This is a genomic window from Amycolatopsis sp. NPDC114484 (genome assembly GCF_055633755.1).
The window spans coordinates 1-16,066 of record NZ_JBVKDQ010000026.1 but is presented as its reverse complement, the minus strand read 5'-3'; the positions used below and the strand labels follow the sequence as shown (position 1 = coordinate 16,066).

The 16,066-nt window shown below is 69.8% G+C and carries 8 protein-coding genes; 7 read left to right on the top strand and 1 reads right to left on the bottom strand.

Going from position 1 to position 16,066, the window contains the following annotated elements; genetic code table 11:
* Positions 1-41 precede the first annotated feature (41 nt).
* The 3 genes from ACZ7SW_RS38855 to ACZ7SW_RS38845 are packed head-to-tail and all read left to right on the top strand — an operon-like array spanning position 42 to position 8,636.
* A complete protein-coding gene (locus ACZ7SW_RS38855; RefSeq protein ID WP_470235360.1) occupies positions 42-1,172 on the top strand; it encodes a nucleotide disphospho-sugar-binding domain-containing protein in 1,131 nt (376 codons plus the stop codon).
* Positions 1,173-1,190: 18 nt separating this feature from the next.
* Positions 1,191-7,412, top strand: a complete 6,222-nt coding sequence (locus ACZ7SW_RS38850) for a type I polyketide synthase (protein ID WP_470235359.1) — start codon at positions 1,191-1,193, stop codon at positions 7,410-7,412.
* Positions 7,413-7,442: 30 nt separating this feature from the next.
* Positions 7,443-8,636 (top strand): cytochrome P450, encoded by a 1,194-nt coding sequence (locus tag ACZ7SW_RS38845; protein WP_470235358.1) that lies wholly within the window; start codon positions 7,443-7,445, stop codon positions 8,634-8,636.
* 124 nt (positions 8,637-8,760) lie between these two features.
* Here the strand turns inward: ACZ7SW_RS38845 and ACZ7SW_RS38840 are convergent, their stop codons facing one another.
* Positions 8,761-9,306 (bottom strand): SRPBCC domain-containing protein, encoded by a 546-nt coding sequence (locus ACZ7SW_RS38840; protein WP_470235357.1) that lies wholly within the window; start codon positions 9,304-9,306, stop codon positions 8,761-8,763.
* 152 nt (positions 9,307-9,458) lie between these two features.
* On the opposite strand from ACZ7SW_RS38840, the gene ACZ7SW_RS38835 reads away from it, so the two are divergent.
* The 4 genes from ACZ7SW_RS38835 (at position 9,459) to ACZ7SW_RS38820 (ending at position 15,978) form a co-directional block, all read left to right on the top strand.
* The gene (locus tag ACZ7SW_RS38835) at positions 9,459-11,090 is read left to right on the top strand and encodes a GMC oxidoreductase (RefSeq protein ID WP_470235356.1); all 1,632 of its coding nucleotides are present in this window, start codon (positions 9,459-9,461) and stop codon (positions 11,088-11,090) included.
* 21 nt (positions 11,091-11,111) lie between these two features.
* Complete coding sequence (locus ACZ7SW_RS38830; protein WP_470235355.1) at positions 11,112-12,125, top strand: Gfo/Idh/MocA family protein; 1,014 nt, start codon at positions 11,112-11,114, stop codon at positions 12,123-12,125.
* Between the two features lie 186 nt (positions 12,126-12,311).
* Positions 12,312-14,432 (top strand): AfsR/SARP family transcriptional regulator, encoded by a 2,121-nt coding sequence (locus ACZ7SW_RS38825; protein ID WP_470235354.1) that lies wholly within the window; start codon positions 12,312-12,314, stop codon positions 14,430-14,432.
* 601 nt (positions 14,433-15,033) lie between these two features.
* Positions 15,034-15,978: a ParB/RepB/Spo0J family partition protein gene (locus tag ACZ7SW_RS38820; protein WP_470235353.1), complete on the top strand. Its 945-nt coding sequence runs from the start codon at positions 15,034-15,036 to the stop codon at positions 15,976-15,978.
* The last annotated feature ends 88 nt before the right edge of the window (positions 15,979-16,066 follow it).

Genomic DNA, 16,066 nt, shown 5'->3' with positions numbered 1-16,066 from the left:
ATGGACGAATCAGCGGCGTATCCGCAAGGGAGGACTTCATCATGCGCGTTCTGTTCGTGACGTCGCCCGGCGTGGGACACACGTTCCCCACCGTGCCGACCGCGTGGGCGTTCCAGCTGGCCGGGCACGAGGTCCTGCTGGCGACCGGGCACTACCAGGGGTACGACGAGACACCGGCCAAGGCAGGGTTGCGGGTCGTCGACGCCGCGCCCGACCTCGATTTCACCGGCGTGTTCGGCAAGGTGCTGCGCGATTCCGCCGACCTGGTGCCCAACCTCCAGGACCCTTCGGTGGCCGCGGAGTTCTCGATCCGGCTGTTCGCCGAGTGCAGCAAGGCCCTGGTGTACGGAACGATGAACCTGGCGCAGCGCTGGCGGCCGGACCTGGTCGTGCACACGCCGATGGACGGCGCGGGCCCGCTCGTGGCCGCGAAGCTCGGCATTCCCTCGGTGCTGCACGGAATCAACTTCGGCATGCCGATCGACATGAGCCGGTCGGTGTACGAGCGGATGGGCCAGGAATTCGAGCGCTTCGGCGTGGTCCCCGGCTCTCCGTCGGCCTCGATCGACGTGGCGCCGCCGAGCATGCGCTCGAGCTATTCGCACGGCTGGCCGATGCGGTTCCTGCCCTACAACGGCGGCGCGCTGATGCCGGAATGGCTGTACACGCCGCCGAAAAAGCCGCGGGTCACGGTCACCCTCGGCTCGGTCATCCCGCAGATGCTCGGCAGCGGCGCGCTGCGCCAGTTCGTCGAGGGAGCGGGGGAGATCGACGCCGAGTTCGTCCTCACGATCGGCAGCGTGAACCCGAGCGAACTGCGCGGGCTGCCCAAGAACATCCGGCTCGTCAAGTGGGTGCCGCTGAACGCGCTGCTGGCCACCTCGGACGCGGTGATCCACCACGGCGGCGCGGGCACCACCCTGACGGTGATCGACGCCGGGCTGCCGCAGATCGTGCTGCCGCAGAGCGACGACCAGTTCCTCAACGCGGGCGCGGTGAACAAGCGCGGTCTCGGCACCGTCGTGCGCCCGGGAGAACTCGACGCCGGGCAGGTGCGGGAACTGCTGGCCGACACCGCGATGCGGGCCGCCGCGCGGGAGGTCGCGGACGAGGTGCGCGCACTGCCCGCGGCCACCGAGGTGGTCCCGAAAATCGTCGCGCTGGCCGGATGATCCGGGCCACCGCACTCCTTGAGGCTTGAGCGCCCCGCGCTCGACCACGACTTCGACGGGATGATGGGCATGGCGGACGAGGGCAAGCTCCGGGAATACCTGAAGCTGGTGACGACCGAACTGCGGCAGACGCGCAAGCGGCTTCAGGAGGCCGAGGAGCCGGAGCCGGTCGCGATCGTCTCGATGGGCTGCCGGTTCCCGGGCGGGGTCGCGTCCCCGGAGGAGTTCTGGGCGCTCGTCGGCAACGGCGTCGACGCGATCTCCGCGTACCCGGACGACCGCGGCTGGAACGTGGAGCGGCCCGAATCGGATCCCGGATACGAGAACGTGGGCGGGTTTCTCCACGACGGGCTCGAGTTCGACGCCGGGTTCTTCGGGATCTCCCCGCGCGAGGCGCTCGCGATGGACCCGCAGCAGCGGTTGCTGCTGGAGTCGTCGTGGGAGGCGATCGAGCGAGCCGGGATCGACCCGCGGTCGTTGCGGGGCAGCGCGACCGGGGTGTTCGCGGGCGTGATGTACCACGAGTACGGCTCGCGGTCGACGGCCGTTCCGGAAGGCGTCGAGGTCTACCTTGGCAACGGCAGCGCCGGGAGCGTGGTCTCGGGCCGGGTGTCGTATGTGTTCGGCTTCGAGGGTCCTGCGGTGACGGTGGATACGGCGTGTTCGTCGTCGCTGGTGGCATTGCATCTCGCGGTGCAGTCGCTGCGGTCGGGGGAGTGTTCGCTGGCCTTGGCCGGCGGGGTGACGATGATGGCCACCCCGGCGATCTTCGTCGACTTTTCCCGGCAGGGCGGACTCGCTCCGAACGGCCGGTGCAAGCCGTTCGCCGAGGCGGCTGACGGGTCCGGCTTCTCCGAGGGGCTGGGTGTGCTGCTGCTGGAGCGGTTGTCGGATGCGCGGCGTAATGGGCATCCGGTGCTGGCCGTGGTGCGGGGTTCCGCAGTGAATCAGGATGGCGCGTCGAATGGGTTGACGGCGCCGAATGGTCCTTCGCAGCAGCGGGTGATTCGGGCGGCGTTGGCGAATGCCGGGCTGGAACCGTCCGATGTGGACGCGGTGGAAGCACACGGCACGGGCACGACTTTGGGCGATCCGATTGAAGCGCAGGCTCTTCTGGCGACCTACGGGCAGGACCGGGAGCGGCCGTTGTGGCTGGGGTCGGTGAAGTCGAACATCGGGCACACTCAGGCGGCGGCTGGTGTCGCCGGGGTGATGAAGATGGTTTTGGCGATGCGGCACGGGGTTTTGCCGAAGAGCCTGCATATTGACGAGCCGTCGTCGCATGTGGACTGGTCGGCGGGTGCGGTCGAGTTGCTGGCGGATGCGCGGGACTGGCCGGAGACCGAACGGCCGCGCCGGGCCGGGGTGTCGTCGTTCGGGATCAGCGGGACCAACGCGCACGTGATCGTGGAGCAAGCGTCCGACGAGCCGGTCGCCGAGGAGGAACCGGGCCGCGCGCTGGACGTTCTGCCGTGGGTGTTCTCGGCGGAGAGCACGGAGGCGCTGCGCGACCAGGCTCGGCTGCTGGGTGCGCGGGTGCGGGCCGACGAAAGTCTGGCCGCGAAGGACGTGGCGTATTCGCTGGCGACCGCGCGGGCTGGGCTGACGCGCCGGGTCGCGGTGGCGGGCCGGGATCGGGACGAGTTGCTGCGCGGCGTGGACGCGGTGGCCGACGGTGAGTTGCCACCGGCTTCTGCGGTGGGTTCCGGGGATGTTGTTTTTGTCTTCCCAGGCCAGGGTTCGCAGTGGGCTGGGATGGCTCTCGGACTGCTGGAGTCGAGCCCGGTGTTCGCGGCGCGGCTTGCGGAGTGTGCGGCGGCGTTGGAGTCCTTTGTGGACTGGTCGCTGCTGGATGTTCTTCGCGACGCCGAATCGTTGGAGCGGCTTGACGTGGTGCAGCCGGTCCTGTGGGCCGTGATGGTTTCGCTGGCGGAGATGTGGCAGGCGAATGGCGTCCGCCCGGCTGCGGTTGTCGGCCACAGTCAGGGTGAGATCGCCGCTGCGGTGGTGGCTGGCGGGTTGTCGTTGCAGGACGGTGCCCGGGTTGTTGCGTTGCGCAGTAAGGCTTTGACGGTGCTGTCCGGCAAGGGCGGGATGGTTTCGGTCGCCGAGCCGGTGGAGAAGCTGCGGGACCGGCTTGGCCCGGGGCTCTCTGTCGCGGCGGTGAACGGTCCGGGTTCGGTGGTGGTTTCCGGAGACCCGGACGCTCTGGACGAGCTGATCGCCGGTTGCGAGCGAGACGGGGCCCGGGCGCGAAAGATCCCGGTGGATTACGCCTCGCATTCGGCGCACGTGGAGCAGATCCACGACGAGCTGCGCGAGGTGCTCGCTCCGGTTTCGCCCGGGTCGGGGCGGATTCCGTTCTGCTCGGCGGTGACCGGCGAACTGGTCGACACCGCGACCCTGGACGCGGAGTACTGGTACCGGAACCTCCGCCAGACGGTCGAGTTCGAGCGGGCGACCCGGCGGTTGCTGGCCGACGGGCACCGGGTGTTCGTGGAGGTCAGCCCGCATCCGGTGCTGGTGCCGGGGCTGCAGGACACGATCGACGACGCGGGCACGGCCGCGGCGGCGGTGGGCACGCTGCGCCGCGACGAGGGCGGCCTGGACCGGTTCGTTGTTTCGCTGGGCGAGGTCTTCGCGCGGGGCGGGACGGTCGATTGGGACGTCTTCTTCGCCGGGACCGGGGCCCGCAAGGTGGATTTGCCGACTTATCCGTTCCAGCGGCAGCGCTACTGGCTGGAGCCGGTCGCGGCGCGCGGGGACGTGCGGAGCCTGGGCCTGAGCGCGGCCGGGCATCCGTTGCTCGGCGCGGCCACCGGGTTGCCGGAGCTGGACGGGACGCTGTTCACCGGTCAGCTCTCGACGGAAGTCCAGCCGTGGCTCGCCGACCACGCGGTTCTGGGCTCGGTGCTGTTCCCCGGCACCGGTTTTGTCGAACTCGCTCTTCAGTCCGGCGAGCAGGTCGGCTGCGACCTGCTGGAGGAACTGACCCTGGAAGCCCCGCTGGTGCTGCCGGAACAGGGCGGCGTTCAGGTCCAGGTGCTGGTCGGCAGTGCGGACGAATCCGGGAAGCGGCGGCTGAGCATCCACACGCGGCCCGACGAAGGGACTGCGAAAGCCTGGACCCGGCACGCCACGGGAGTGCTCGCCCAGGGCGCGCCCGCTCCCGAGGCCGACCTCGCCGTCTGGCCGCCGGAGGGAGCCGAAGCGGTGCCGGTGACCGAGGTGTACGACCGGCTGAGCGGGCTCGGACTCGACTACGGCCCGGTTTTCCAGGGGCTCGCCGGAGTCTGGCGGCGCGACGGCGATGTCTTCGCCGAAGTACGCCTGCCCGCCGGAACCAGTGCCGAGGGCTTCCGCGCGCATCCGGCGCTGCTGGACGCGGCCCTGCACGGGATTGTCGTGGGCGATTTCGTCGACGACCCGGGCAGCGCCCCGCAGGCCCGGTTGCCGTTCTCCTGGACCGGGGTGTCGCTGCCCTCGCCCGGCGCTTCGGTGCTGCGTGCGCGGTTGTCTCCCACAGATTCCGGCGGCGTGTCGATCGAACTCGCCGACGGCGCCGGGGTCGCGATCGGCGCGGTCGGGGAGCTGGTGACGCGTTCGGTGTCGACGGACCAGCTGCGGGCCGCGCGAGGAGCCGAGGACGACGCGTTGTTCCGGGTCGACTGGGTCGAGTCTCCGGTCCCCGAGGCGGAGACCGGCTTCCTCCGGTGGGCTGTGGTGGGCGACAGCACCGGTCTGCTCCGGCCACTGTCCGAAGTGGACGATGTGGAGCTGACCCGCTGCCGGGACCTGGCCGCGCTCGCCGAGGGCATGGATGTGCCCGAGCTGGCGCTGGTCGGGATCGTCCCGGCCGACCTGCTCAGCGGCGACCTCGTCGCGGCGACCCATGCCACCGCCGCGGACGTGCTTAAGCTGGTGCAGACCTGGGTGTCGGACCCGCGCTTCGACGGGATGCGGCTGGCGGTGGTCACGACGAACGCGGTCGCCGCGAGGGCGGGTGAGGGCGTCAGCGATCTGGCCGGCGCGGCGGTGTGGGGGCTGGTGCGGTCGGCGCAGTCGGAGCATCCGGGACGGCTGGTGCTGGTGGATGTCGACGGCGAAGCGGCGTCGTTCGGCCAGCTTCCCGCCGCGCTGGAACTGGACGAACCGCAACTGGCGGTCCGGGACGGCGTGGTGCGGGTGCCGCGGCTGCAGCGGGCTCCGGCCGACCCGGACCGGGTGCTCGGGCAAGGCGGGGTGCCGGGCTTCGCGCCGGAGGGCACGGTGCTGATCACCGGTGGCACGGGCACGTTGGGCGCGGTGGTGGCCCGGCATCTGGTGTCCGGGCACGGGGTGCGGCATCTGGTGCTGCTCAGCCGCCGTGGCGCGGCAGCGTCCGGGGCGGCGGAACTGGTCGCCGAACTCGGCGAACTGGGCGCGGAGGTGACGGTCGCCGAATGCGACGCGGCAGATCGGGACGCGCTGGCGGGAGTGCTCGGCGAGATCCCGGCGGAGCATCCGCTGACCGGCGTGGTGCACGCGGCGGGTGTGCTCGACGACGGCGTGGTCGAGTCGTTGACGCCGGAGCGGATCGACGCGGTGCTCCGGCCGAAGGTGGACGCGGCCGTCAACCTGCACGAACTGACCCGGGACGAGGACCTGAGCGTGTTCGCCCTGTTCTCCTCCATGGCGGGGGTGCTGGGCGGGCCGGGACAGGGAAACTACGCCGCTGCCAACGCTTTCTTGGACGCACTGGCTCAGCGCCGCCGGGCGCAGGGGCACCGGGCGGTCTCGCTGGCGTGGGGACTGTGGGAACAGACCAGCGAACTCACCGCGGAGGTCGACGCGGCCCGGATGGCCGCACAGGGAATCCACCCGCTCACCGCTGGGGAAGCACTGGCGTTGTTCGACGCCGGACTGGCCGGCGACCGGGCGCTGGTGGTGCCGGCCCGGATCGACACCGCGGCCCTGCGTGTGGCTGCGGGCCGGGTTCCCGCGCTGCTCCGCGGTCTGGTCCGCGCACCGGCCAAACGCACGACGGAACCGGCCGCCGCCGATGGCGCGGAAACTTTGCTGCCCCGGCTGGCCGGGCTGTCTCCGGACGAACAGCACAGTCTGCTGCTGGAAGTGGTGCGCGCCCACACCGCGGCAGTGCTGGGACACCACGGGATGGAGGCGGTCGAGCCGGAACGGGCGTTCACTGAGCTGGGACTGGATTCGCTGACCGCCGTCGAACTGCGGAACCGGCTCAACTGGGCCACCGGGGTTTCCCTGCCGGCCAGCCTGATCTTCAACCACCCCAACCCCAGCGCGCTCGCCCGGCATCTGCGGACGCAGGTGGCCGCGGCGGGTTCGCCGGACCGGCCGGGGGACGGCGCCGCGGAGGGCGCGGAGGACGCCATCGCCACCCTGTACCGGCGGGCCAACGAACTCGGCCGGTACGACGAGGGTTTCGCCCTGCTGCGGGCGGCCGCGACGCTGCGTCCGGTGTTCCGCGCCGGATCCCCGGAAGCGGAGGAGCCGAGGCTGGTCCGTCTGTCCAAAGAGGACTCCGGGGCGAGCGTGGTCTGCTTCGCCTCCCCGATGGCCGAGCAGAGCCCGTATCAGTACACCCGGTTCGCGGGCGCGCTTCGGCAGCTGCGCGACGTGTCCGTCCTGCTCTCGCCCGGTTTCGTCGCCGACGAACTGTTGCCCGCCACCCTCGACGACGTGGTCGCGGTGCAGGCGGACGCGGTGCTGCGGTCCGCGGCGGGCGCTCCGGTCGTGCTCGTCGGGCATTCCTCGGGGGGCTGGTTCGCCCAGGCCGTCGCGAGCCGGCTGGAAAGCATCGGAGCCGCACCGGCCGCGGTCGTGCTCGTGGACACGATCCTGCCCCGGCACGAGGTGGTGCGGTCGATCCGCTCGGTCTGGGCGGACAACCAGCTCGAGCGGGAACAGCAAGCCGGGCAGTACGACCACGTGCAGCTGACCTCGATGGCCGCCTACACCGATCTCTTCCTGGAATGGCGGCCGGAGAAGATCTCCGCGCCCACGTTGTTCGTCCGCGCGCTGACCCCGCCGGTGCCCGGTGGGACGGAGGCGGAAACCGAGGCGTTGCGCACCTCGTGGGAACTCGAACACACCGCTGTCGACGCACCCGGCGACCATTGGTCGATGATGGACGAATTCGCCGGTTCCACCGCCCGGGCGGTCGAAGAATGGCTGTGTTCCGAAGTGCTGTCGAACAACGGAGAGCATTCACCCGACGCGGCGTAAGGTTTTGAAAAACGTTGAGAGGAGTCCTGCGTGAGCACTGAAGCTGAATACGGAACCACGCCTCTGCGACACTTTTGGATGCGTGGCGAAGCCCCCGAGGAGCGGGTCGCCTTCGACGAGCGGACCGGCATCTGGAGCGTCTACGGCTACGAAGAGACGCTGCGGATCATGGCCGACACGGACACCTTCTCCTCCGGGATCTCGCGGGTCGTGCCGGAACTGGCGGAGTTCACCGAAGGCGGCCTCACCACGCTCGACCCGCCGCGGCACACCAAACTGCGGAAGATCGTCAGCAAGGCCTTCACGCCGCGCGTGGTCAGCGACATGGAATCGGCGATTCAGCGGATCTCCGAGGAATTGCTGGACCAGGTCGAGGGCGGCCGGATGGACCTGGTCGCCGATTTCGCCTATCCGCTTCCGGTCATCGTGATCGCGGACCTGCTCGGAATCCCCGCCGACGAACGGGACACCTTCCGCGGCTGGGTCGACGCGATGCTCAGCGGCACCATGGACATGTCGCTGAACGAGCGCAGCGAGGAATACGACAAGGAGTTCGCGCGGGCGATCGAGAACATCCAGAACCTCAATTCCTTCATCGCCGAACACGCGAAGTCCCGCCGGACCGCGCCGCGCGACGACCTGCTGACCCGCCTCGTCGAAGCGGAGGTGGACGGCGAACGGCTGACTGATCAGGAGGTCACGAACTTCGCCGCGCTGTTCCTGCTCGCCGGGCACGTCACCACGTCGGCACTGCTCGGCAACATGATCCTGTGCCTCGACCAGTATCCGGAGCAGCGGAAAGAGGTGCGGGACGACCGCTCGCTCGTGCCGTCGGCGATCGAGGAGGCGCTGCGGATGTACAGCCCGTTCGCGTCGATCTCCCGGGTCACCCAGACCGAGGCGGACGTGGCGGGCACGAAGATCCCGGCCGACCAGCTGGTCGCGCTCGTCCTGGGCGCCGCCAACCGCGACGAACGCCAGTTCGCGGACCCGCACGCCTACGACATCCGCCGCGACCCGAACCCGCACCTCGCCTTCGGCCGGGGCATCCACTTCTGCATCGGCGCACCGCTGGCGCGGCTGGAGGGACGGATCGCGATGAACCTGCTGCTGGACCGCTTCCCGGACCTGCGCTGCGACCCGGACGAGGCGCCGACGTACCTGACGATCCCGAACCTGACCGGTGCGCAGAAACTTCCGCTGCTGCTCACTCCGGAAGCCTGACCGCGGGGTGTTCGACTGCCGCCCAGCCCGCAGTTGATCGCCGCGCGAGGCAGAAGTACGTGAGGGGAACCCTGAGGGAATCTGATTCCCTCAGGGTTCCCCTCACGGACCTTGGCTCCGCGACTTAAGCGGAGACGACAGCCGTCCACTCCTTCTTGCAGCGGCTCCCCAGCTCATCGTCCTCCGGAGTGGGAAAGGTGGACTTGTCGATCTCCTCGCCCCGCAAATGCCGTTCCAGATACCGCAACCCCACCTCCCAAGCAGATCCGATCTCCGGCGCGATAGCGCTCCACATCGCGGCGTCCGCGACCATCGTGTGCTCGAACTCGAGAACAGTTTCCTCCGCTGAACTCTCCCGAAGACGCAGCCGCGCCTCACCGGGCGCACCCTGAATCGCCATCGTCACCGAAAGAAATTCAGGCGCCTCGCACCGAGTGATCTCGCCCTCGGCGTAACTCTCCAGCTGATACCTCCCGCCGACCCGCAGTTCGCCGGTGACCGGGAGGAACCACGTGTCGATCCGGGGTTTCGTGGTGCACGCGGCCCAGACTTCCTTGACCGGCGCGGGAAAACGCCGCCGGATCCGGACGCTGCAGCCGTCCAGCTCGCCGATTTTCCCTTCTCCGGTTTCCCGCTCGGTGGCGCCCAGCCAGCTGTCCATCTCGTCCATTTCGGATTCCCTTCTCCGGACGCGCGGACGCGCGCGGCGGATACCCTGACTTATTAGCATGTTCGGGCACCGGCGGCGAACCTCGTGGACAGCGGATCCCGGCGAGGATATCGTCCGGGCAGCCGGGAAGAATCAGATCGACGGGGGTCCGCATGAGCAGTCCGACCGAAGAAGAGACGGTCTTGTGGGACGTCATCGTCGTCGGGACGGGCATGGGCGGCGGCACGATCGGTTACGAGCTGGCCCGGCTCGGCAGGCGCGTGCTTTTCCTCGAAAAGGGAATCGCCGATTCGTCGCGGATGATTTCCGGCAGCTATCCCGAAGAAACCTTCGACCTCGCCGAATTGACCGACGCCGAGTACGAGGACCGGCTCGCCCACAGCGGGCGCAACACCGACTGGTACCTCGACGCCACGCGCCCGGACAAACCGAAGACGTTCCGCCCGTACGTCGGCTCCGGCGTCGGCGGGTCCTCGGCGCTCTACGGCATGGTCACCGAACGGTTCTTCCGCGAGGATTTCCAGCCGCGCGGCAACTTCGCCGAGGTCGGCGACTCCACGGTGCCGGAGTACTGGCCGGTGAAGTACGACGAAATGGCTCCCTGGTACGCGAAAGCGGAGCAGCTCTACCGGGTGCGCGGCGCCGCCGATCCGCTCCGGCCGGACGACGTAACCGATTCGCTGCTCGCGCCGGGCCCGATGACCGCCGCCAACGCGGAGCTTTCCGGGTTCTTCAGCGAGCGCGGCCTGCATCCCTACAACGTGCACGTCGCCTGCGAATACCGGACGAAATGCCAAGCCTGCCAAGCGTTTCTCTGCGCCTCGGAATGCAAGAACCACGCCGGCAACGTCTGTGTCGTCCCCGCGGTGCGAGACCACGGCGCCGTGCTCCTCGACCGGACCCGGGTCGTGCGCCTGGAGGCGAGCCGGACGAAGGTGAACCGCGTCGTCGCGCGGCGGTACGGCGAGACGCTCCGTTTCCGGGCCAAGACCGTCATCGTCGCGGCCAGCGCGCTCGCGACGCCGGTGCTCCTGCTGAACTCCAGCTCCAAGGAATGGCCGAACGGTCTCGCCAACGACAACGATCTCGTCGGCCGCAACCTGATGCGGCATTTCCTCGACATGCATCTCTTCCGGGTCCGCACCGAGGAACCGGTCGCCGGGCAGGTCAAGGAGATCGGGGTCAACGATTTCTACCTGCACAACGGCGAGAAGTTCGGCGCGCTGCAGTCGCTGGGCAAGGTGTTCTCCTATGAAACGCTGATGAACACCACCCGCCAAGGACGGAAGTTCTTCGGCGCCTTCCGCGGGCTGGCGGAGGAACGCTGGAAGAACTCGCTGCAGGACCGCATCGTCGTCATGGCCTCGATCGCCGAAGACCTGCCCTACCACCGCAACCGGGTCCTTCCGACAGCCAACAACCCGGAAGGCCCCGGTCCGCTGGCCGAACTGCGGTACCGTCCCGGCGAGGCGGACGTGAAGCGGTATCAGCGATTCATGCGTACCCTCAAGACGACGCTGGGAAAGTACCCGGGTTCGCGGATCTTCCCGGTCCACCTGTCGGGCGCGCGCGACACCAGCGCGCTCGGCCACCAATGCGGCACCTGCCGCTTCGGCGACGACCCCAAAACCAGCGTGCTCAACCCGGACAACCGGGCGTGGGGGCTGGACAACCTGTACGTGGTCGACGCTTCGATGCTGCCGTCCAGTTCGGGAATCAACCCCAGCCTCACCATCGCCGCCAACGGGCTCCGGGTCGCGCAGGCAGTGCACGGTTCGCTGTAGCCGGAGACGAAAGGAACGCACGTGACCGATCGGGTGCGAATCGGGGTTCTTGGCGCGGCCAGGGTCGTCAAACAGGCGCTGACCGATCCGGCCGAGAGCGCGCCGGAGATCACGGTCGCGGCGATCGCGGCCAGGGATCCGGCGCGGGCGCGCGAACGCGCCGCGCGGCTGGGCATCCCCACCGTGCACGAGAGCTACGAGGCGTTGCTCGCGGATCCGGACCTCGACGCGGTCTACGTCCCGCTTCCCAACTCGCTGCACGCGGAGTGGAGCATCCGCGCGATGGAGGCCGGGAAGCACGTGCTGTGCGAGAAACCGATCGCCAGCAACGAGGAGGAGGCCCGGCGGCTCGCCGCCGTCGCCGCCAAGACCGGCCGGGTGCTCTGCGAGGCGATGCATCCGCTCTACCACGGGCTGTTCGACCGGATCGCGGAGATTCTGGCGGAAGGCGTGCTCGGCGAGATTCGGCACGTATCGGCGCAAGTGTGCTTTCCGGTCCCCAACGGCAAGGACATCCGCTGGCAGTACGAGCTCGGCGGCGGCGCGCTGATGGACCTCGGGGTGTACGCGGTGTCGGTGCTGCGTGCGCTGGCCGGAACGGATCCGTTGGAGGTGACCGGCGCCACGGCGAAGACCCGCGTGCCGGGCGTCGACCGGTGGACCGATGCCCGGCTGCGCTTCCCCGGCGGTGCGACGGGACGGGTCCGGACGGTGATGTGGGGCTGGCCGGTCTTCTCGTTCAACGGCCGCGTCGAGGGCACCCGGGGAAAGCTGACAGTGCGCAACCCGATCGCGCCGCAGGCGTTCAACCGGATCGTGCTCGAAGCGGCCGGGAAAAAAACCAGCGAGCAGGTTTCCAAACTGCCCGGCACCTACACCTGCGAGCTGAACGCATTCGCCGGCGCCGTCCTGCGCGGCGAACCCCTGCGAACCGGTCCGGAGCATTTCGTCCCGGTCATGCACGTGATCGACGAGATTTACCGGAAAGCCGGCCTCCGGGTCCGCGGCACCCCGACCTCCGCGCGCTCCGAATAACCCGGGTCTGCCCGCCGGATGATCACCGGGAGTGCACCCCCGTCCCGCCGCGGCCACGCTTATGGAGGTGCTGGGCCCGCGCGGTCTTGGGTAGCGTGATCTTGCGAGGGGGGCTGTCACGACCTGGCTGGGGGCCGGATCTTGCGAACTTCGCGGCTGCGCTTTGGCGTCCTGGGGACGCTTGAGGTGCGTGTGGGTGATGAGGTGGTGGACGTCCGCTCGGCGAAACACCGGGCGGTGCTGGCGTCGCTGCTGCTGTATGCGAACCGTGAGGTTTCGGTCGAAACCCTCATCCGGCACGTGTGGGGCGAGCGGCCCTCGGGCAGCGCGGTCGCGGCGTTGCGCGTGCTGATCATGCGGGTCCGGCGTTCGTTCGGGGAGCCGGGCCTGATCCGGACCAGTTCGAGCGGCTACGTGATCGACGTGGACAACGACGGCCTCGACCTGCTGCGCTTTCGCGGGCTGACCGAACGCGCCAAGGCGGCGCGCACCGCCGGCGAACTGGACCGGGCGGCGCACCTGCTGGACCGCGCGCTCGCCGAATGGCGCGGCCCCGCCCTGTCCGACGTGCCGTCCGATTCGCTGCACCAGGCCGAGGTTCCGCTGCTGCACGAGGACCGGTTGCGCGCCGCCGCCGAGCGGGTGGACGTCAACCTGCAGCGCGGCCGCCACCACGAGGTCATCGGGGAACTCCGGCGGCTCACGCGGGAGTATCCGCTGCGCGAGCAGTTCTGGGCCCAGCTCATGCTCGCCCTGCACCTCTCGGACCGGCGGGACGAGGCGCTGGTCGCGTACCGCGAGGTGCGCCGCCGGCTGGCCGACGAGGTCGGGATCGACCCCGGCCCGGTGCTGCGCTCGGTCTACCGCGCGGTGGTCGGGGACGGCCCGCGCATCGCGGAACCGGCGTCGCCGGCCGTCCCGTGCCAGCTTCCGCCCGTGGCGTCGTCGTTCTTCGGCCGGGAAGCCGAGGCGGGGCGGCTGCGCGAGCTGCTGCGACCGGAGCCGGACCGGATCTCGGTGCCGATCGTCACCGTGTGCGGCCCGCCCGGCGTGGGCAAGACCGCGCTCGCCACCCAGGTCGCGCACGAGCTGCGCGCGGACTACCCCGACGGCCAGCTGTGGGTGGACCTGCGCGGTCACGACGGCAAACCTCCGCTGAGCACGACCGCGGTGCTGACCGGGTTCCTTCGCAGCCTCTCCGTGCCGGCCGCCGGGCTCCCGGAGGACCCGGACGAACTCGTCGCCGCGTACCGGTCGGCGCTGGCCGGGCGGCGGGTGCTGGTCGTGCTGGACAACGCGGCCGACACCGAGCAGGTCACCCCGCTGCTTCCCGGCGGCTCCGGCTGCGCGGTCGTGGTCACGAGCCGGGACGAACTGCGCGGGCTCACCGTGCTGAACGGCGGCGTCCGGGTCCGGGTCGACGTGCCCTCGCCCGGCGAGGCGGCGGGCCTGCTGAGCGCGGCGCTCGGCGACGACCCCGGGTATCCGGCGGAAACCATCGGCGAGCTGGCCGACCTCTGCGGCTGTCTCCCGCTGGCGCTGCGGATCGCGGCGAGCAACCTGGTCGGCAAATCGCGGTCGCACCTCGAGGCGTACGCGGCCGAGCTGCGCGCAGGCAACCGCGTACGCGTGCTGTCGGTCGGCGACGACGACAAGGCCGCCGTGCACACCGCCTTCGAGCACAGCTACCGCCCCCTCGGCCCGGAGGCGAAGCGAGTGCTCCACCTGCTCGCCTTGCTCCCCGAGTCGGACGTCACCGTGGCCGCGGTCGCCGCGGCCACGGGCTGGAAACTGTTCCAAGCCGGCCGCGCGCTGGAAGAACTCGCCGGGGTCAGCCTCGTACAGCGCCAGGGACACGACCGGTACCGGGCGCAACGCCTGCTCGCGGACTACGTCGCGCTGCTTCCACAGGTGCGCGGAGGGGAACTGCGCCGCGACCGGCAGCGGCTGTTCGACTGGTACTCGCGGGTCGCGGACCGGGCGACCGGACTGCTGTACCCGGAGCTGCCGCGAGCAGTGCCCCCGGCCGAGACCGGGCCCACGCCCGAGGTGGTCGATCGCACGACGGCCTTCGCCTGGCTGGAAACCGAACGGCCGACGCTCGTCGCGGTGGCGGTCCGGTGGGCCGGGTCCGCGCCGCCGCAGCTGGGCTTCTGGCAGTTCGTCGAACGGGTGCGCGTCCATCTGGCCGTGAACAAGCATCCGGAGCTGGCCTGGGTGACCGAGGCCGCCCGCATGGCGGCGAGAGATCTGGGGGAGTGCGGCAGCCGTCGCGTGAACGGCAGGCTCGGCGCGATGTCCCGGTGACGGGGCACGGTCTTCCGGGTCGCCGTGTAATGCGGCGCACCGCACCTGGGATCTGCGCTCTTCGCCCGCCCGGCTGCGGGCGAAATCGTCTTCTTCGCGAGGGATTCGGTTCGTCCGCGCCAGTGCGGCAGGTATCGGAAAATATCCTGTTTCGTGCCCGTTATCTAGATGCGATCGAGGGAAAAATGGACCGAATCGCGGCCGGAGACTGTCGTGACCGAGCTTCTTCGGCGGCCAAACTGCCTGTCCAGAGCTGTTAGTGGGCTGTAATTGGCTGCTGCTAGCTTTGGACTCGTACCCGGCGCGGCCCGGCATGCGGCGCTTCCGGCAATGGAGCCCGAGCGTCCGCGAATAGCGGCTGATAACGGGTTGACCTGGGGCGTTGAACCACACTGAAGTCACTGGGGGCGCGGTGAAATGACCTTATCTTTCGATGTCCAGAAGAAACAGGAAGTTGCGGGGACGGGGCGGGCCCGGTCCGCCGGACGGCGGGGAAAGGGGCTGGGTTCCAGTGCTTGACCAGTCGAATTTTCCTTCTCCGGGAAGGATTCGGGCCGCCGGTCCGGACGACGGCGACGACGCCGGGCGAAGGAACGGCACGGTGCTGGTGCCGATCGACGCGTTGCTGCCCGCGGATTCGCCGCGGCTGTCCGGAGAGGACATCGCGCACACCCGCACGCTCGCCGAGATCAACGCGATCCTGCCGCCCATCCTGGTGCACCGCCCCACGATGCGGGTGATCGACGGGATGCACCGGGTGTGCGCGGCGAAGCGGTGCAACCTCGACACGATCGAGGTGAAGTTCTTCGACGGTACGCCGGAGGAGGCGTTTCTGCTCGCGGTCGAGTCGAACATCGGCCGCGGCCTTCCGCTTTCGCTCGCCGACCGGGAAGCCGCGGCCGCGCGGGTCGTCGCGTCGTATCCACAGTGGTCGGACCGGGCGATCGCGGCGCGGACCGGGCTTTCGGCGCGGACGGTCAGCGTGATCCGGTCGAGTTCAACTGCCGGGCATGAGCAGTCGAACGCCCGGGTCGGACTCGACGGCCGCGTCCGACCGCTCAACAGCGTCGCGGGCAGGCTGCGCGCGAGCGAAGTGATCGCGGCGCAGCCGAACGCTTCGCTGCGGGCGGTCGCGAGGGAATCCGGGATCTCGGTGGCCACGGCGCGGGACGTGCGGTTGCGGCTCAACCGGGGCGAAAACCCGATCCCGGCCGGGCTGCGGCCCGCCGAGACGCCGAACGTGTCGGTTCCCGCGCAGCGGAACGAATCGCCGGCGCGGAAACCCGTCGACGTCGCGGCCGAGCCGGAGGCGTTGCTGCACTGGCAGAAACTGGCCAAGGACCCGTCGCTGCGGCTCAGCGAAACCGGCCGGGCCCTGTTGCGGTGGCTCAGTTTCCAGGCCATCCAGTCGGACGAACTGAACCGCCTGACGGACGCGGTTCCCGACCACGGCATGGAAGCGGTGCGGCGGCTCGCGCTGCGCTGCGCGGACACCTGGCAGGACTTCGCCGACGAACTGGAGAAACGGGTGCGCGCCAGCGCCTAGTGTCCTGCGCCTGAAGTCCGCTATCTAATTGTAGGATGCGGTGATGGCGGGTCGTGGACGGTCCAAGGTCGAGCTGATCCTCAGCGAT